Origin of the sequence: Comamonas sp. (genome assembly GCF_036643215.1) — a bacterium.
Classification (GTDB): domain Bacteria; phylum Pseudomonadota; class Gammaproteobacteria; order Burkholderiales; family Burkholderiaceae_C; genus Comamonas.
Window position 1 is genome coordinate 194913 of the sequence record NZ_JAVXSJ010000004.1, and the last position, 18201, is coordinate 213113.

Annotated in this window: 14 protein-coding genes; 5 read left to right on the forward strand and 9 right to left on the reverse strand. The window is 58.6% G+C overall.

Annotated features, from left to right (window positions below; genetic code table 11):
- The first annotated feature begins 89 nt into the window (after positions 1–89).
- Complete coding sequence (locus RSF91_RS05215; protein ID WP_332567413.1) at positions 90–3029, forward strand: DNA topoisomerase III; 2940 nt, start codon at positions 90–92, stop codon at positions 3027–3029.
- 62 nt (positions 3030–3091) lie between these two features.
- Here RSF91_RS05215 and RSF91_RS05220 read toward each other — a convergent pair whose 3' ends face one another.
- The 3 genes from RSF91_RS05220 to RSF91_RS05230 form a co-directional block, all read right to left on the reverse strand.
- Positions 3092–4564 carry a flavin-containing monooxygenase gene (locus RSF91_RS05220; RefSeq protein WP_332567414.1) on the reverse strand — a complete coding sequence of 491 codons (1473 nt, stop codon included), beginning with the start codon at positions 4562–4564 and terminating at the stop codon, positions 3092–3094.
- Complete coding sequence (locus RSF91_RS05225; RefSeq protein ID WP_332567415.1) at positions 4561–5121, reverse strand: lipocalin-like domain-containing protein; 561 nt, start codon at positions 5119–5121, stop codon at positions 4561–4563. The genes RSF91_RS05220 and RSF91_RS05225 overlap by 4 nt, the downstream gene beginning before the upstream one ends.
- A 105-nt stretch (positions 5122–5226) precedes the next feature.
- Positions 5227–6342, reverse strand: a complete 1116-nt coding sequence (locus tag RSF91_RS05230) for a helix-turn-helix transcriptional regulator (RefSeq protein ID WP_332567416.1) — start codon at positions 6340–6342, stop codon at positions 5227–5229.
- 181 nt (positions 6343–6523) lie between these two features.
- On the opposite strand from RSF91_RS05230, the gene RSF91_RS05235 reads away from it, so the two are divergent.
- Entirely contained in the window at positions 6524–7318 is a 795-nt protein-coding gene (locus RSF91_RS05235) for a tyrosine-protein phosphatase (protein WP_332567417.1), read from the forward strand.
- A 137-nt stretch (positions 7319–7455) separates the two neighbouring features.
- Entirely contained in the window at positions 7456–7608 is a 153-nt protein-coding gene (locus tag RSF91_RS05240) for a hypothetical protein (RefSeq protein WP_332567418.1), read from the forward strand.
- Between the two features lie 65 nt (positions 7609–7673).
- Here RSF91_RS05240 and RSF91_RS05245 read toward each other — a convergent pair whose 3' ends face one another.
- Positions 7674–9983, reverse strand: a complete 2310-nt coding sequence (locus RSF91_RS05245; RefSeq protein WP_332567419.1) for an NADP-dependent malic enzyme — start codon at positions 9981–9983, stop codon at positions 7674–7676.
- A gap of 196 nt (positions 9984–10179) precedes the next feature.
- Entirely contained in the window at positions 10180–11697 is a 1518-nt protein-coding gene (locus RSF91_RS05250; protein WP_332567420.1) for a sulfatase-like hydrolase/transferase, read from the reverse strand.
- A 142-nt stretch (positions 11698–11839) separates the two neighbouring features.
- On the opposite strand from RSF91_RS05250, the gene mnmE reads away from it, so the two are divergent.
- Entirely contained in the window at positions 11840–13273 is a 1434-nt protein-coding gene (gene mnmE / locus RSF91_RS05255) for a tRNA uridine-5-carboxymethylaminomethyl(34) synthesis GTPase MnmE (protein WP_332567421.1), read from the forward strand.
- Between the two features lie 79 nt (positions 13274–13352).
- Here mnmE and yidC read toward each other — a convergent pair whose 3' ends face one another.
- The 4 genes from yidC to rpmH form a co-directional block, all read right to left on the reverse strand.
- The gene (yidC, locus tag RSF91_RS05260) at positions 13353–15074 is read right to left on the reverse strand and encodes a membrane protein insertase YidC (RefSeq protein ID WP_332567422.1); all 1722 of its coding nucleotides are present in this window, start codon (positions 15072–15074) and stop codon (positions 13353–13355) included.
- Positions 15071–15370 (reverse strand): membrane protein insertion efficiency factor YidD, encoded by a 300-nt coding sequence (yidD, locus tag RSF91_RS05265; RefSeq protein WP_169106476.1) that lies wholly within the window; start codon positions 15368–15370, stop codon positions 15071–15073. Before yidD ends, yidC begins: the two co-directional genes overlap by 4 nt.
- Positions 15367–15924 (reverse strand): ribonuclease P protein component, encoded by a 558-nt coding sequence (locus tag RSF91_RS05270; RefSeq protein WP_332567423.1) that lies wholly within the window; start codon positions 15922–15924, stop codon positions 15367–15369. The genes yidD and RSF91_RS05270 overlap by 4 nt, the downstream gene beginning before the upstream one ends.
- Before the next feature lie 64 nt (positions 15925–15988).
- Positions 15989–16123, reverse strand: coding sequence for a 50S ribosomal protein L34 (gene rpmH / locus RSF91_RS05275; protein ID WP_012207856.1), 135 nt, complete (start codon positions 16121–16123; stop codon positions 15989–15991).
- A 494-nt stretch (positions 16124–16617) separates the two neighbouring features.
- Here rpmH and dnaA point away from each other — a divergent pair, with 494 nt between their 5' ends.
- A complete protein-coding gene (dnaA, locus tag RSF91_RS05280) occupies positions 16618–18024 on the forward strand; it encodes a chromosomal replication initiator protein DnaA (RefSeq protein ID WP_332567424.1) in 1407 nt (468 codons plus the stop codon).
- Positions 18025–18201 lie beyond the last annotated feature (177 nt).

The window sequence follows — 18201 nt, forward strand, 5'->3', positions numbered from 1 at the left end:
CATGTGCGCGTACGCGCGCGTGAGAAGCGAATTGTATGAGCCTGAGCACATGTTCAGACTCAGGTGGTTAATGACGACGAGAACACACAATGAATAAAACCCTGGTGATTGCAGAAAAGCCTTCTGTCGCACAGGACATCGTCCGTGCGCTGACCCCTGTGGCAGGCAAGTTCGAGAAACACGATGACTATTTCGAATCCGACAACTATGTGGTGACCAGCGCGGTCGGCCACCTGGTTGAGATTCAGGCGCCCGAGGAATTTGACGTCAAGCGCGGCAAATGGAGTTTTGCCAACCTGCCGGTCATCCCCCCGCGCTTTGACTTGAAGCCCGTGGACAAGACCAAGACCCGCCTGAACGCCGTGGTCAAGCAGGCCAAGCGCAAAGACGTCACCCAGCTCATCAACGCCTGTGACGCGGGCCGCGAAGGTGAGCTGATCTTCCGCCTGATCGAGCAATACGCCGGTGGTGCCAAGGGCGGCCTGGGCAAGCCCGTGCAGCGCCTGTGGCTGCAGTCGATGACGCCTCAAGCCATTCGTGACGGCTTCAACAACCTGCGCAGCGATGCACAGATGCAGGGCCTGGCCAGCGCCGCGCGCAGCCGCTCTGAAGCCGACTGGCTGGTGGGCATCAATGGCACCAGTGCCATGACGGCCTTCAACTCGCGTGACGGCGGCTTCTTCCTGACCACCGTGGGTCGCGTGCAGACGCCAACGCTGTCGCTGGTGGTGGAGCGCGAAGAAAAAATCCGCAAGTTCGTCAGCCGCGACTACTGGGAAGTGCACGGCACATTCAACGCGCAGGCCGGCTCCTACCTGGGCAAGTGGTTCAACCCGCAGTGGAAGAAGAGCGACGATGCTGAAAGCCGTGCCGACCGCCTGTGGAACAAGGCCGAGGCCGATGCCATCTCCGCCGCCGTGCAGGGCAAGCCCGCCACAGTGACAGAAGAGAGCAAGCCCACATCGCAAGCCTCGCCCCTGCTGTTTGACCTGACCAGCCTGCAGCGCGAAGCCAACGGCAAGTTCGGTTTCTCGGCCAAGACAACTCTCGCACTGGCCCAGAGCCTGTACGAGCGCCACAAGGCTCTGACCTACCCACGTACCGATTCGCGCGCCTTGCCTGAAGACTATCTGCCGGTCGCCAAGCAGACCTTCGACATGCTGGCTACCAGCGGCATGCGCCATCTGGCGCCGTTTGCCCAGCAGGCCATCAACGACAACTACATCCGCCCCACCAAGCGCGTGTTTGACAACAGCAAGGTGTCGGATCACTTTGCCATCATCCCCACGCTGCAGGCGCCTAGCGGCCTGTCTGAGGCCGAACAGAAGCTGTACGACCTGGTCGTGCGCCGCTTCATGGCCGTGTTCTTCCCCAGCGCTGAATACCAGGTCACCACCCGCATCAGCAAGGTGGAGCAGCACTCCTTCAAGACCGAAGGCAAAGTGCTGGTCAAGCCGGGCTGGCTGGCCATTTACGGCAAAGAAGCCGCTGCAGAAGTGGAAGACGCCAAGGAAGGCGACAAGGGCCAGCCCCTGGTGGCCGTGCAACCAGGCGAGCAGCCCCGCACCGACCACGCCGATGTGAAGGCCCTGAAAACCAAGCCCCCCGCCCGCTACTCTGAAGCGACTCTGCTGGGTGCCATGGAAAGCGCCGGCAAGCAGATCGATGACGAAGAGCTGCGCAGCGCCATGCAAGAAAAGGGCCTGGGCACGCCAGCCACGCGCGCTTCCATCATCGAAGGCCTGATTACTGAAAAGTACATGCTGCGCGAAGGCCGCGAAATGATCCCCACGGCTAAGGCCTTCCAGCTGATGACACTGCTGCGCGGCCTGGAAGTGGAAGAGCTGTGCCGCGCCGACCTGACCGGCGAGTGGGAATACAAGCTGTCGCAGATGGAAAAGGGCGAGCTGTCGCGTGAAGCCTTCATGCAGCAGATCAAGGCCATGACCGAGAAACTGGTCAAAAAGGCCAAGGAATACGACCGCGACACCATCCCCGGTGACTACGCCACGCTGGCCACGCCCTGCCCCAACTGCGGCGGCGTGGTCAAGGAAAACTACCGCCGCTACGCCTGCACGGGTGCCACAGGTGCCAGCGAGGGGTGCGGCTTCTCGTTCACCAAGTCGCCCGCTGGCCGTACGTTTGAAACAGCCGAGGCTGAGCAGTTGCTGCGCGAGCGCCGCATTGGCCCTCTGGAAGGCTTCCGCTCCAAGGCGGGCTGGCCCTTCACGGCCGAAGTGGCCATCGTGCACGACGAAGAAGCCAAGAACTACAAGCTGGAGTTCGACTTCGGCGACGACAAGGACTCCGAGGACACCGGCGAGATCGTGGACTTTGCCAGCCAGCAGTCCTTAGGCCCCTGCCCCAAGTGCGGCTCGCCCGTCTTCGAGCATGGTGCCAACTACGTCTGCTCCAAGGCCGTGCCTACGCTGGATCAGGCCACGCCTAGCTGCGACTTCAAGAGCGGCCAGATCATCCTGCAGCAGCCCATAGAGCGCGAGCAGATGACCAAGCTGCTGCAGACCGGAAAGACCGATCTGCTGGAGAAGTTTGTCTCCAACCGCACACGCCGCAACTTCAAGGCCTTCCTGGCGTGGGACGGTGCTGCGGGCAAGGTGAACTTCGAGTTCGAGCAGCGCGAGAGCAAGTACCCGGCGCGCAAAACGGCTGGTGCAGCTGCTACCAAAACAACAGCTGCAGCCGCAAAGAAGACGGGCGCTGCAGCCAAAAAAGTCGCTACAAAAACTGCCACGAAAACGGCTGCCGCCAAGACCCCTGCGGTCAAAAAGCCCCGCACCGTCAGCGCCACGCTGCAGCCCAGCGCCGACTTGGCAGCCGTGATTGGCGACGCAGCCACTTCGCGCCCCGAAGTCATCAAAAAGCTGTGGGACTACATCAAGGCCAACAGCCTGCAAGACGCCAAGGACAAGCGCGTCATCAATGCCGACGCCAAGCTCAAGCCTGTGTTTGGCAAGGATCAGGTCAATATGTTTGAACTGGCCGGCATCGTGGGCAAGCACGTTAGCTGATCACCGCTGGCACCCGCAAAAAAAAACCGTGCAGCTTCTGGCTGCACGGTTTTTTTTATGGATCATGCGCAGTCGAAATGCGCAAAGTCTGGGGTGGTCATGACTTCGCGGAAATGCGCATAACTCCAGGGCCAGGTGGCGGGAATGCCCTGGGCATCCAGATACCAGCTGCTGCAGCCCGATGCCCAGACCGTGTTTCTGGCAGCCTCTATGCGCGAGACCTCGTAGTCATCCATGGCCTCCTGCCCGACACTGATTTGCTGATAGCGCCCCTCGCGCAATGGCTCCAGTAGTTGGGCGATGTAGTTCCACTGTGCTTCGGCCACATCAATGAGCGAGAAATTCCCGACTGGCCCGGAAGGGCCGTTGAGCATGAAGAAGTTCGGAAAACCCGGAACCGACATGGCCAGATAGGCAAAAGGCCGCTCAGCCCATACCTCGTTGAGCACCTGACCATTGCTGCCCACCACATTCATGTCACGCACAAATCGATCTGCGTGAAAACCTGTGGCCATCACCAGCACATCCAGTTCATGCAGCACACCGTCGCGGGTGCGAATACCCCCTGGCTCCACACACTCGATGCCATCGTTGACTAAGGCGACCTGTGGGTGCTGTATGGCCTGGTAGTAGTCCGGCGAAACAATCAGCCGCTTGCAGGCCGCGCGGTACTGGGGCCTGAGCTTTTCACGAAGCACGGGGTCTGTAATGCTGCGCTCCAGGTTCTCTTCCACGGCCGTCTGCAGATGAGCCAGCTCGGGGGAGTTGGCGTCAATCACCGCCCGCGTGAAATGGTCCACGATCGCCAGGTAAGACTCGCTGGCCTGGGCTTGCTTGAGCAGCGCTGGATCATCCCTCAACGCCTGTTTCTGCGCTTCCGTGAAAGCGGGGTTTTCCACCGGAAGAATCCACTGTGCAGTGCGCTGAAAGTGGGTGAGCTTGGCCGCACGCCCGGCCAGCGCCGAGATCAGCTGAGCCCCTGTCGAGCCATTGCCAATCACGCCGATGCGCTTGCCATCCAGCGCCGCACCGTGGTCCCAGCGCGCGCTGTGAAAGCAGTCGCCCTCAAACTTCTGCAGCCCCTGCAGCTGCGGATACTTTGGGTGGTGCAACACACCGGTAGCCGCAATGACCACATCGGCCTCTTCAAACCCGCCATCACAGGTGCCCAGCCGCCATGCATCACCCAGCCATTCGCAGGCCGTCACTTCCTTGTTGAAGTGAATACAGGATGCAAGATCGTGCTGCTTCACCATGTGCTCGAAATAGGCCTGAATTTCCGGGCCCGGAGCCATATGCCGACTCCATTCCGCATTGGGTGCAAACGAGTAGGTATAGGCGTGTGCCGGCACATCACAGCTAAGCCCCGGATAGCTGTTGTCGCGCCAGGTACCGCCTATGCGGCCCGCTTTTTCATAGATGGCCACATGCCGGTAGCCCGCTTCGCGCAGCTTGATGGCCGCCAGAATTCCAGACATGCCAGCACCGATGATGACAACGCGCAACTGGCGGTTGAATCGCTCCGTATCTGTCATTTCACGCGCCTCCAGACCAGATAGGAAATGCTGTTCGCAATGGGTAGCTTGTTGTACAAGGTCAGCTGGTCACCATCGATCTGGTAGATGCGCGGCTGCTGCACGCCATTCCAGTTGGGAAAAGAGGAGACCTCGATATGGTGAATCACCGTGCTGTCTGCCTCCTGCACTTCGTAGCGCCCTGCGTAGCCTGAAAAAAGATCGGAGACCGAGGCTTTTTCTTCCTGGCTGGCCTCTCTGGCAATGCCCGATGCAAAAGGCTTGCGACCCGCCCATTGCATGTTCACGCTCATCATCCCGTCGCTGCCGTAGATCAGGTAACCCTCGGGGTTCTGACCAAACGTCGCATGGCTGCTGCCATCGGTCATGCGGGTTTCGACAGAGAGCAGCTTCCAGGTTCCAACCAGCGCAGCAGCACTGCCTGCAGTCGCAGCCTGACGGCCCTGAGCCACTTTCTGCGGCTGTGCCTGCGCTGATATCAGGCCACTCGCCATAAGACTGAGCAGCGCTCTTGATGGCCAGCTGCCCAGCCCTGTTTTCCATGTCTGAATCATCATTGCTGTGCTCCTTCAATTCCTGTGTGCCTGCCGCCTTGCTGCGGTGACTCACAAAAACTATAGAGACAGTCAAAGGAAATTTCATACACCGTATGGTGTATGAATTCAGGCCGTGAAAGCGCTACTGCCGAGTATGTTGCGCACCAATTGCACCTGCCCAGAACAGCCGGTGCGGGCATAGATTTTTTTGGTCTGCGTACGCACGGTGTGTTCGCTGACACCCAGCACCTCCGCCGCTGAACGCAGGCTGTGGCCATAGACCAGCAACAAGGCCACCTCAGCCTCCGCAGCCGAAAGCCCAAAGACCTGCGCAATAGCACTCGAAGAGCCGCCGTCAGTCTGACCTCCCGCACCGATCAGCAACCTGATTCTGGGCGATGCCGTTTTGAGCAATGGCATCTCCGGCAGCAACTGCACCGCGATGCTGCGACCATCTCGCGCACCTGTTCCCAGGCCGATATGCCCCAGCGTACGTGGCTGGTTTTTGGGCAGCGACAAAGCCTTCAGGCCCTGTGCGATCAACAGCTGCAACTGACTGTTGGCTTCCACTTCCTGCACAAAAATTCGATTCTCATGGGTCTTGATGAAAGGCAGGCGCGCCAGCACTTGTGGGCTCTGCGCCAGGGGCAGCAGATAGCCCTGGGCATCCAGCAGCAGACTTTGCAAGCCGCCTCCCGTCCATTGCAAGCCCTGCAGTTGCGCCAGAACCAGCGCCTGATAACTGCGCAACGCCTGCTGCAGATGCGGCAGCATGGCGCGGCACTGCGCCAGGTCGGTGGCGGTGAAATTGCCCTGCTCCTTGCTGCGCCCGCACAGCAAAGAAGCCAGCCCCCCTTCGTCGCTGCAGATCACAGCCCGCATGCCATGCAGCGCACCATGCTCATGCATGAACTCGCGAAAAAACGGTGTGCTGCGCAATACGTCCAGCGTAATCACCTTGTCCATGGTGGTCACATCGCCCGCCGTCATTGGATGGGTATGCCAAGGGTCTTGCCGGAAATACGTCTGGCGATATTGCGCGATATGCCGTGGATCAGTGGCGCCGTCATGCAGCCACACCAGGGTCTGGCCCAGCTGGGGAATACGGATGCTCATGCCCAGGTCCAGTGCCTTCAGCTGCTCGCGATAGCGCTGAAGAAAGCCATGCCAGGGATCGGCCTCTAGCGGGCCCGCATAAATGGCCAGAAGCAGTGACTCGTCCAGCCCGTTTTCTATCGCCATGGTATGCCTGAGCTTAAAACACCCAGCTTAAAGCCAAGTTGAGGCCAAGCCGGCATTCGATGCGTCATCGTGAAAATGAAAGCGCTGTGCTGCAAAGCCTGCAGCACTTTTTCGGGGCTTGCGCATCGCCGGTAACTCCAAAGACATGCCTTTTTTGCGGCAATCCGCTATAAGCATTGGTATGAATGCAAACGATGACCTGATCATGGCCACCGGCCTTGAAGCGCAAGCCCCTCACTTCAGCCGCCCCATTGCCCTGGAGGGTGCATCCAACTTTCGCGACCTGGGCGGCTACCAGGGCCTGGATGGTCGCCACTTGCAGTGGCGCAAGCTGTACCGCTCGGCCCATCTGGCCCATCTGACACAAGATGACCTGAACCAGCTCAAAGCCCTGGGCGTGAGCCGCAGCGCAGACTTTCGTGGTCTGGGGGAAAGCGCACATCTGGCCTACAACTGGCCACAGCTCAGCCGCCATGCACTGACCGTAGAGCCCACCGTGGTGCAGCGCGCCCAGTCCATGATTGAAAAAGGCCAGGACCTGACGGCAGGCGACACAGTGGAGCTGATGCATGACACCTACCGCAGCTTTGTGAATGTCTATGGTCAGCGCTTTGCCGAGTTCTTCACTCTGCTGCAAAGCAGCGATGCGCCGCTGGTCTTTCACTGCACCGCCGGCAAGGACCGTACCGGCTGGGCTGCCGCCCTGCTGCTCACCGCTCTGGGTGTGGACGAGGAGCAGATCATGGATGACTACCTGCTGACCAATCAGCTCTTTCGCCGCCCCCCGGCCTCCATGCTGGGCCAGATATCGGAAGAGGCGCTGGATGCACTGTGGCGCGTGCAGCCTTCCTATTTGATGGCGTCAGTCGATACCGTTCGCAACCAGTACGACAACCTGGACAGCTACCTGACTCAAGCTCTGGGTGTGGACCGCGCGGCCCGCGAGCGACTGGCCGATCTTTACCTCTCCGAGTAATCAAAAAGCATAGCTACAAGCGCTTGATATTAAAGCGCTATAGGCATATTTCATGCATAACCGTCTCTGGCCAGCGGGCATCAACCACGCGCTACCATGAAGCATGGCCCGCGCTGCTTGCGGGCAAGGAGTGCACTATGCGCAAATGGCTAACTCTGGCCGCAACCGTCGCTGCGATGGCGCTGAGCGCCTGCTCGGGCACCATGCCAAGCTCTTCCAGCAGCTCTGGCAGCGCCAGCGGCGTAGAGGTGTTTGGCACCATTGATACCGGCGTCACCCGCACCTGGTAAACAAAGCTCAGATGCAAAAAGCCCGCAGCACCTTTAAGTGCTGCGGGCTTTTTTGTTGAGAGCGCTTAGCGGCTCACATTCGCATCTGCAACGGTCAGCGCCGTCATGTTCACAATGCGGCGCACCGTGGTGCTGGGAGTCAGCACGTGCACTGGCTGGGCGGCACCCAGCAGGACCGGGCCAACCGCAATGCCGCCGCCAGCCGCCTGCTTGAGCAGGTTGTAGCTGATGTTGGCTGCATCAATATTGGGCAGCACCAGCAGGTTGGCATCACCCAGCAGCGTGCTGTTGGGCATGAGCTTGGCGCGGGCCTTGCCGTCCAGAGCCACGTCGCCGTGCATCTCGCCATCGACTTCCAGCCAAGGGGCCTGCTCGCGCAGCAGCTCCAGGGTCTGGCGCATCTTGACGGCGCTAGGCTGGTTGCTGGAGCCAAAGTTGGAATGGCTCAGCAGCGCAGCCTTGGGCTTGATACCAAAGCGCATCATTTCCTCTGCAGCCATGATGGTGATCTCGGCCAGCTGCTCGGCAGTCGGGTCGTAGTTGACATGGGTGTCGACCAAGAAGACCTGACGCTCAGGCAGCAGCAGACCGTTCATGCAGGCATAGGTGGTCACGCCGCTGCGCTTGCCGATGACCTGATCGATGTAGTTCAGGTGCACATTGGTGTTGTTCCAGGTGCCGCAGATCAGGCCGTCAACCTCGCCCTTGTGCAGCAGCATGGAGCCGATCAGCGTCAGGCGGCGGCGCATTTCGATCTTGGCGATGGGCTCGGTAATGCCCTTGCGCTCCGTCATGCGGTGGTAGGTCTTCCAGAAGTCGCGGTAGCGCTCGTCATGCTCGACGTTGACCACGTCGTAGTCCTGACCTTCCTTCAGGCGCAGACCGAACTTCTCGATGCGCTGGGCAATGATGCTCGGGCGACCGATCAAGGTGGGACGTGCAATGCGCTCGTCCACCACGATCTGGGCTGCACGCAGGATGCGCTCTTCCTCGCCTTCCGCATAGGCCACGCGCTTCTTGGCGGCCTTCTTGGCGGCCATGACGATGGGCTTCATCATGGTGCCCGAAGCGTAGACAAAGGTCTTCAGGTGCTCGCGGTAAGCGTCCATGTCCTCGATAGGGCGCTTGGCAACACCGGCTTCTGCTGCAGCCTTGGCCACGGCAGGAGCCACGATCAGCATCAGGCGTGGGTCGAAAGGCTTGGGAATCAGGTACTCTGGGCCGAAGCTCAGGGCTTCACCCACATAGGCGGCGGCCACTTCTTCGGACTGCTCGGCCTGCGCCAGATCAGCGATGGCATACACGCAGGCAATTTCCATCGAGGTGGTGATGGTGGTCGCACCGCAGTCGAGCGCGCCGCGGAAGATGTAAGGGAAGCACAGGACGTTGTTAACCTGGTTAGGGTAGTCCGTGCGGCCGGTGGCGATGATGGCATCGTCACGCACGGCCTTCACATCTTCGGGTGTGATTTCAGGGTTGGGGTTGGCCAGCGCAAAGATGATGGGCTTGGCCGCCATCTTCTTGACCATGTCCTGCTTGAGCACATTGCCAGCCGACAGACCCAGGAAGGCGTCAGCGCCTTCAATCACTTCACCCAGCGTACGCAGCTCGGTCTTCTGGGCAAACAGCGCCTTGTCCGGATCCATCAGCTCGGTACGGCCTTCGTAGACCACGCCAGCGATATCGGTCACAAACACGTTTTCGCGCTTCAGGCCCACTTCCAGCAGCAGGTTCAGGCAAGCCAATGCCGCAGCGCCAGCGCCCGAAGACACCAGCTTGATCTCTTCGATCTTCTTGCCCGCAACCTTCAACGCGTTGACCATAGCAGCCGCCACGGTGATGGCTGTGCCGTGCTGGTCGTCGTGGAAGACGGGAATGTTCATGCGCTTGCGCAGCTCGCGCTCGACATAGAAGCACTCAGGTGCCTTGATGTCTTCGAGGTTGATGGCGCCAAAGGTAGGCTCCAGCGCGGCGATGACTTCAACCAGCTTCTGCGGGTCTTTTTCATCGATTTCGATGTCGAACACATCGACGCCGGCGAACTTCTTGAACAGAACGCCCTTGCCTTCCATCACGGGCTTGGAAGCCAGAGCGCCAATGTCGCCCAGACCCAGCACAGCCGTGCCGTTAGAGATCACACCCACCAGATTGCCACGGCTGGTGTACTTGTAGGCCGCCGCAGGGTCCTTGACGATTTCTTCGCAAGGTGCAGCCACGCCGGGCGAGTAAGCCAGTGCCAGATCATGCTGATTGGCCATGGGCTTGGTCGCCGAGATAGCCACTTTGCCGGGCTTGGGGAACTCGTGATATTCCAGAGCGGCCTGACGCAGCAGCGCACGCTTGTCGATCGAAGTAATTGGCTTGGTGTCGGACATCAACGGTCTCCAGCTCGCTATTTGAAGCATCCGCAGTAAGGACTCTCTATGGGCTCGTGGCCCGGCCCAGTTTCACACTGCAGATGAAGGAATCAGGTTTTCGATTGTAGGCTGAGCGCTATCAAAAAAAAGAGGTTCCAGCACAACGCCCTAGGTCACACTGAGGTGACTAATACACACATAGCAGCCTTGCTCTTCAGGGCGTGCAGAAGTCATTGCGATACATGTCCGCATAAGGCACCCCATCAAAATATAGCTTGCGACTGTCTTGCAAATGGGGCATTGCTTTCTTCACATCGTAGCCCTGAGCAGTGACCAAAATCTCTGGAGCCAGGGTCGTGCTGTGCACCATAGGCTTGTCAGAGATAACGGTGCCCTCATCCACCTGGGTACTCCTTATTGCCGCATTTCCCCAATACGCGAGCGGTACTTCCAGAACGGACTGGTCATTGCCCTGACGCGGACTGTCCACACAGGGCGGGACACCCAAGCCATGGTCAGAGACATAAATTAGAGCGCTGGGCTCAGCGGATGCGGCATCCACCAGGCGAATCCAGTCGGCCAGCAGATCCGAGGTGTAACGAATCGAGTTGTCGTATCCATCCCCCCCTGAGTAGAGGGAGCGAGGATAACGCTTGGTGAAATCTGGATGACTGCCATAGGTATGAAGAACCACCAGCTTATAAGGGGCCTCATCCGCCAGCGATTTTTCCAGCCAAGACGTCATAACTTCATCATGTGCCCCGTTGCCGACTTTCGCATAAACATCCGCTGAGCGACGCAATATCTGCGAATAAAGGTCTTCGCTTTTGTCATTGAATCTGGAATTGGAAAAGACAAAAGTCTTATATCCTGCATGCCGAGCCAAATCCAGAAACGAAGGCGATGCATTTTTCTGGCTATCGAAGGCAGACTGCCCCGTCAAGATATACGGCAAGGCCTGGGCAGTATTGAGGCCATTGGCCATGACCTTGTAAGTGCGCAAGCCAGAAATCTGGCGCAGTGACTGATTGGTATCGTCTGCTTGATAGCCCAGCAGAGACCAGCGATGACTGCTGGCACTTTCACCAATGACTACGACTAATGTGTTCGCCTGTGCTGTGCCCGGCTTGGTGGGCAATTTAGGCTGATAGAAGACCTCTTTCTCCAAATCGGCATAGCGCACGGCCGCCTTGACCATGTGCATGGGATAGATATTCCGTAGTTTGTGCACATAGTCATTGACTGTGAATTGCTGAGTGGCACCATAAGCAAAGAAGCCGCTCCAAAGCAATCCGATACCCATCAGCATCCTCTTCCTCCAATTCGGAAAAGTACCCGCCTGATCAACGCCGCAATGCCTGAAGAGAAAGTAGCTACACCCAAGGCTTGCCACCAACCAGCCCAGCAGCACAAAAATCATTTGATGGTTGATCAAGCCCAGAAACTCGGTGGCCTCATGCACCTCCGTGCGTAATAACGTGGCGACAGAGAACTCATCAATCATGTTGCCCAAAAACTGGGCATGAAAAATATTGGCCGCGCCAACAAAAATCAGCAGCGGAATACACACAGCGAGAGTTTTTCGGGACTGCGCCAGCGGATAAAAGAAAATCGCCGCTAAAAGCGTGTATCCAACCTCTTTTCCATTCGCACGAATGAGAAATGGAGGTGAAAAAAGCAGTATCCAGGCCAGTACACAACCCAGTTTCGTCACAAAGGCAGATTGATTCATTTTTGGGGATCGGTTTGATGACCATTGTATGAAAAGTCCTCTGTTGTTACAGAGCGCAGAGAGCTGTACTCACCACAGAGCTCAATGGTTGGACCCGCAGGGCTATGATTCGCGGCTGTTCCTCTCGATCGAAAGTCCGCCCATGCTTCCCCGCCACAACGACCCTATTGCAGCCATAGCCACCGCGCCGGGTCGCGGAGCCGTGGGGATTGTGCGGGTTTCAGGCAAAAGTATCGCGGCGCTGGTCAAGGTGCTCTGCGGCAAGGACCTGAAGCCGCGTGAAGCGACCTATCTGCCCATCAAGGATGCAGCGGGCTCGCCCATCGATCACGGTCTGGCCATCTACTTCCCTGGCCCGCACAGCTACACCGGCGAAGACGTGCTGGAGCTGCAGGCCCACGGTGGCCCTGTGGTGCTGCAACTGCTGCTGGCCCGCTGCCTTGAGGCTGCGCAGACTGCTGACGCCGATGGAAAGGCCGTGCTGAACGGCCTGCGTCTAGCCCAGCCCGGTGAATTTACTGAGCGCGCTTTTCTCAACGACAAGATCGATCTGGCCCAGGCCGAAGCCATTGCCGACCTGATCGACGCCAGCACCGAAGCCGCTGCGCGCAGCGCCAGCCGCTCGCTGTCAGGCGCTTTTTCACAAGAAATTCATGTGCTGCGTGATGCCCTGGTGCATCTGCGCATGCTGGTGGAAGCCACGCTGGACTTCCCCGAAGAAGAAATCGACTTTCTGCAAAAAGCCGATGCCTTTGGCCAGCTCGAACGCCTGCGCGCCCAGGTTGCCGCCGTGCTGGCCCGCGCCCATCAGGGTGCGCTGCTGCGCGAAGGTATCAAGGTGGTGATTGCCGGCCAGCCCAATGCAGGCAAAAGCTCGCTACTCAATGCCTTGGCCGGGGCTGAGCTGGCCATCGTCACCCCGATTGCAGGCACCACGCGCGACAAGGTGCAGCAAACCATTCAGATTGAGGGCGTGCCCCTGCATGTGATCGACACCGCAGGCCTGCGCGACAGCGACGACGAGGTGGAACGCATTGGCATTGCCCGCGCCTGGGACGAGATTACAGCCGCCGATGCCGTGCTGTTCCTGCATGACTTGACCCGCGTAGAGCAGGCCGACTATGCCGCCGCCGATACCGAGATTGCCGCTACCCTGCAGCAAAAGCTGCCAGCACTGGTGCCCGTCATCCATGTCTGGAACAAGACCGATATGGCGCAGGCTGATGTGCAGGCCCGCCACACGGCCCAGCTGGCTTCGGATTCGGGCCAGATTGCTCTGTCTGCCCGCACTGGCGATGGTCTCGATGCTTTGCGTAAGCGCCTGCTGGAAGTCGCTGGCTGGCAATCTGCCCCCGAAGGTCTGTACCTGGCCCGCGCCCGCCATGTGGAAGCGCTGCAGGCCGTAGAAGCCCATCTGGAGATGGCCGATGAGCAGCTGGCCGCACAGGCTGCACACCTGGATTTGCTGGCCGAGGAGCTGCGCCTGGCCCAGATTTCGCTGAACTCGATTACCGGCGAGTTCAGCTCTGATGATTTGCTGGGTGTGATCTTCTCCAGCTTCTGCATCGGCAAATAAGCGCTCTCTTTCTCCCATCAAGCACCCATAAAAAAACCGCCATCCGAAAGGATGGCGGTTTTTTGTTTCAGCGCTCGGCTTACTTGCCTTCAGCAGCCTTGCCAAACTTTGGCAGGTTGAACTGAGGTGGTACGCCCATGCGCTTGTTGATGATCCACTGCTGAGCGATCGACAAGATGTTGTTCGTCAGCCAGTACAGCACCAGACCCGAGGGGAAGAAGAAGAACATCACGCTGAACATCAGCGGCATGATCCACATCATCTTGGCCTGCATGGGGTCAGGAGGAGCGGGGTTCAGAGCCGTCTGCAGCAGCGAGGACAGCGTCATCAGCAGCGGCAGAATGAAGAACGGGTCAGGCATCGACAGATCGTGAATCCAGCCAATCCAAGGCGCGTTGCGAATTTCAACGCTGGATTGCAGCACCCAGTACAGAGCCATGAACACAGGCATCTGAATGATGATGGGGAAGCAACCACCCATGGGGTTGACCTTCTCCTCGCGGTAGATGCGCATCATCTCCTGCTGCATCTGCTGAGGCTTGTCCTTCAGGCGCTCGCGCATTTCCTGAATCTTGGGGTTGATAGCCTTCATCTTGGCCATCGACGAGTATGCCTTGGCGTTCAACCAGTAGAAAGCGATCTTCAGCAGCACCACCAGCGCCACGATAGACCAGCCCCAGTTGTTGATGAAGCTATGCAGCTCAGACAGCAACCAGTACAGAGGCTTGGCCAGAATCGTCAACCAGCCATAGTCCTTGACCAGTTCCAGACCGGGCGACAGCTTTTCCAGCATGGGCTCGATCTGAGGGCCGGAGAACAGGCGCGAATTCACGCTCTTGGTCTGGCCGGGTTCCACCGTACCCACGGGCGTGATCATGCCCACGGCGTACAGGTTGTCGCCCACCTTGCGCACGAAGTTGTCGCGCTGTGTGCCATCGGCCAGCAACCAGGCGCTGGCGAAGTAGTGCTGCACCATGGCCACATAGCCGCTGGTGGAGGACTTATCGACTTCAGCCTTGTTGTTCTCGATGTCCTTAAACTCAACCTTATGGTACTTCTTGGCTTCGGTGTAAACCGCTGGGCCCGTGAAGGTGGAGTAGAAACTGGACTCGTGCTCAGGCTTGTTGCCATCACGCACCAGCTGCATGTACAGCTGGGGGTTCACAGCGGCAGTGCCGGTGTTGACCACATCGTGCTGCACATCCACAGCGTAAGAGCCACGCTTGAGTGTGAAGGTCTTGATCAGCTTCACGCCACCCATGTCGGCGGACTCGAAGCGCACTTGCACGCTGTCTTGGCCGTCCTTGAGTTCACGTGCGCCGGGCATCACGGTCATCGGTGTCTTGTGGGTGGGGAAATTGCCACCGATCAGACCCGTCTGGCCCATGTACACACGCTTGGCGTTCTCTTCAAACACCTGCATGAGCTTTTTCTCATCCACGGTGTCGGAGTACTTGAGCAACTCAGAATGCTTAATGGTGCCGCCTTCGCTGTCGAAGGTCAGGCTCATCACATCGCTGGTCACGGTCACGCTCTGGCGAGGTGCTGCGGGCGCAGCAGGCTGAGCCGCAGCGCCAGCAGCCGTGGCTGTGCCGGGCACATCACCGGCAGAACCGGTAGCTGCCGCCTGAGGGACGCTGACATCAGCGGGCTTGGCGTCATCAGCCGCAGGCGCACTGACGGTTTGCGGCGAAGGGAAGAAAGTGGGCTTTTTGCCGTTATGGATTTGCCACTTGTCCCAGAGCAAAACCATGGAAAAGCCAAATATCACCCACAGTATGGTGCGGCGAATATCGTTCATGAAGACTTCTTAGGTGAGGAAGGTTGGGTGGTCGCGGAAGAGTCCGAAGCGTTATCCAGAAAGGAAAACAGCCTGGGCTTTTGCTGTGGCACGGGATCATGCCCTCCGTCACACCACGGATGACAACGTGCCAGACGGCACAGTGTCAGATAAGAGCCTACAGCAGCGCCGTGTTGCTCCAGCGCTTGAAGGGAATAAGCCGAGCAAGTCGGCTCAAAGCGGCAGGCCGAGCCCAGCCAGGGGCTGAGCAGCAACCTGTAGCCACGCACCAAGGCCATGAGCAATCGCTGCATCATGGCTGGTGCTCCGCCTGATTTACTATCAAATCAGTAGCTACTTGCGCTTGATTATCAAGGGCTTGAGGCTTTATTTTCTTAAAACCCGTCTCACCCTCAGTCGCTTGACGCGGCTGCGCCAGGCGGCGTGCGGCCGAGGCAAAAAGCTGCTGCAACTCCTGACGAACGGCTGCACTGAGCAGCTCCGAAGTTGCACTGACGAATTGCTTACGGTCAAACCCCGAACGCAGTCGCACCACATAAGAAGCACGCAACAAAGCCGCCTCGTAATCCGTGGCCACCGCATAAATCTGGCGCTTGATGGTATGGCGCGTGACCGAGCGTTTCGCCCAGCGCTTGGGCACCATGGCGCCCAGCCAAGCCTGCTCTCGTACGGCACCAACGCCAAACAGGGCCTGCGGATCATTCGATCCGGGCCCTGTCTTGGGGTTGGCAACCATCTCCGCTACCTCAGCCGCCAGCTCCATACGGTGCAAGGCGAAATGAGGCGTGCGGGCAATCGTGCCCGCGGACATGGTGGCCTGGAATTGCGGACGCGTTTTCAGCCTTTGCATAAGAGAACCTCCAGTCAGAGGCCTTCAGCGCAGCGAAGGTGCAGACCGCTAACCAACTCTGGCCTTAGACGGCCAGACGCTTGCGGCCCTTGGCGCGACGTGCGTTGATCACGGCACGGCCACCCTTGGTCTTCATGCGAACCAGGAAACCGTGGGTACGGGCGCGGCGAGTCTTGGAAGGTTGGTAAGTACGTTTCATGTTGGTTCCTTGAGAAGGTTCAGTATTTGCGTCGGCAAGGCGCTATATCCGCGCCCGACCATCCAGGTTTTGCGCCGCACACTCTCACCGTCAAGTCCGATATTTTTTCACATGTCGAGCATGTCATCAGGCTTGCAGGAAATAAACGGTACAAAGCACTCGCCACAGCGCAAAAGCCACTGGGCGCGCGCGCACAAAAATTGGCGCCCGGTTCATATCACCCTGAACACATTCAGGGAAACCTGCGATTATCACAGTGTTGGGCCTTTGATGCAATGACCTTTGAAATCGCCATGGACTCACGGGTCATTACGGCCCGCACGCGGCCGCGTCAGAGATTCTTTACAAACAGCGGACTGCCAATCTATTAGGATGTGCAGCCTATCACGCACCGGAGCCGGGGATAGCCTTCTGATATTTTGTGGATAACTTCCGCAAAAGCTACAATACAAGCCCCGCAACTGTTCCTCCTATCCACAATTAGACTTTTGACAATGACAGAGGAACCAACCAATGATGCAGGCCAGGCCCTGTGGCAGGTCTGCGTGGAGCAACTGGGCCAGGAAATGCCCGAGCAGCAATTCAACACCTGGATCAAGCCGCTTACCGCTCTAGTTGCAGAAGATTTTTCCAAGGTCACCGTCTATGTGGCCAACCGCTTCAAACTGGACTGGATCCGCGCCCAGTACGCAGGCCGCATCTCGGCCATGCTGGAGTCGCTGTACGGCCAGCCAGTTACTCTTGAGTTAGCACTTGCTCAGCGAGAAAGCGTTGTGCGTACTTATGTGCGCCCTCCTTCATCTTCACAACAGTCGGCACCTCAGGCGCACAATGTGTCCGTGCCTACGGTGACGAATGAAGAAGCCAGCGCCCCAGTTTTCCGCACGCGCCTGAACCCGGCTCTCACCTTCGAGACACTGGTGGAAGGTACGGCCAACCGCATGGCTCGCTCGGCGGCCATGCACGTGGCAGGCTCGCCCGGTCATCTGTACAACCCGCTGTTCATTTATGGTGGTGTCGGTCTGGGTAAGACCCACTTGGTGCACGCTGTGGGTAACCAGCTGCTCAAGGACAAGCCAGACGCCAAGATTCTCTATATCCACGCAGAGCAATTTGTGTCGGATGTGGTCAAGGCCTACCAGCGCCGCACCTTTGATGAGTTCAAAGAGCGTTACCACTCGCTCGATCTGCTGCTGATCGACGATGTGCAGTTTTTTGCCAACAAAGACCGCACGCAGGAAGAATTCTTCAACGCCTTTGAAGCCCTGCTGGCCAAGAAGAGCCACATCGTGATGACGTCGGACACCTATCCCAAGGGTCTGGCCAATATTCACGAGCGTCTGGTTTCGCGCTTCGATTCCGGCCTGACGGTCGCCATCGAGCCGCCTGAGCTGGAAATGCGCGTGGCGATTCTGATCAACAAGGCCCGCGCCGAGAACGCCGAGATGCCCGAGGAAGTCGCCTTCTTCGTGGCCAAGAACGTGCGCTCCAACGTGCGCGAGCTGGAAGGCGCGCTGCGCAAAATTCTGGCTTATTCGCGCTTCAATCAGAAGGAAGTGTCGATTCAGCTGGCCCGCGAGGCGCTGCGCGATCTGCTCAGTATTCAGAACCGCCAAATTTCTGTGGAAAACATCCAGAAAACGGTGGCCGATTACTACAAGATCAAGGTCGCAGACATGTACAGCAAGAAGCGCCCGGCCAGTATTGCCCGCCCGCGCCAGATTGCCATGTACCTGGCCAAGGAGCTGACGCAAAAGAGCCTGCCCGAGATTGGCGAGCTGTTTGGCGGCCGCGACCATACGACGGTGCTGCACGCGGTACGCAAGATCGCAGGCGAGCGCCAGACCAATACCGAGCTGAACCAGCAATTGCATGTGCTGGAGCAAACGCTCAAGGGTTGATGAAAACTCCCCCATGGATGTCACTCACACACGGCAAAATGGGGAATTTACGCGGCATGAGGGAGCGTCCGCTCCGCCCTGCGGACGCCGCCGCGTCAAAACAAATGCGCACTTAATTCACTGAGGTTGACATGATCGTCCTGAAAGCCACACAAGACAAAGTTCTCGCGGTCCTGC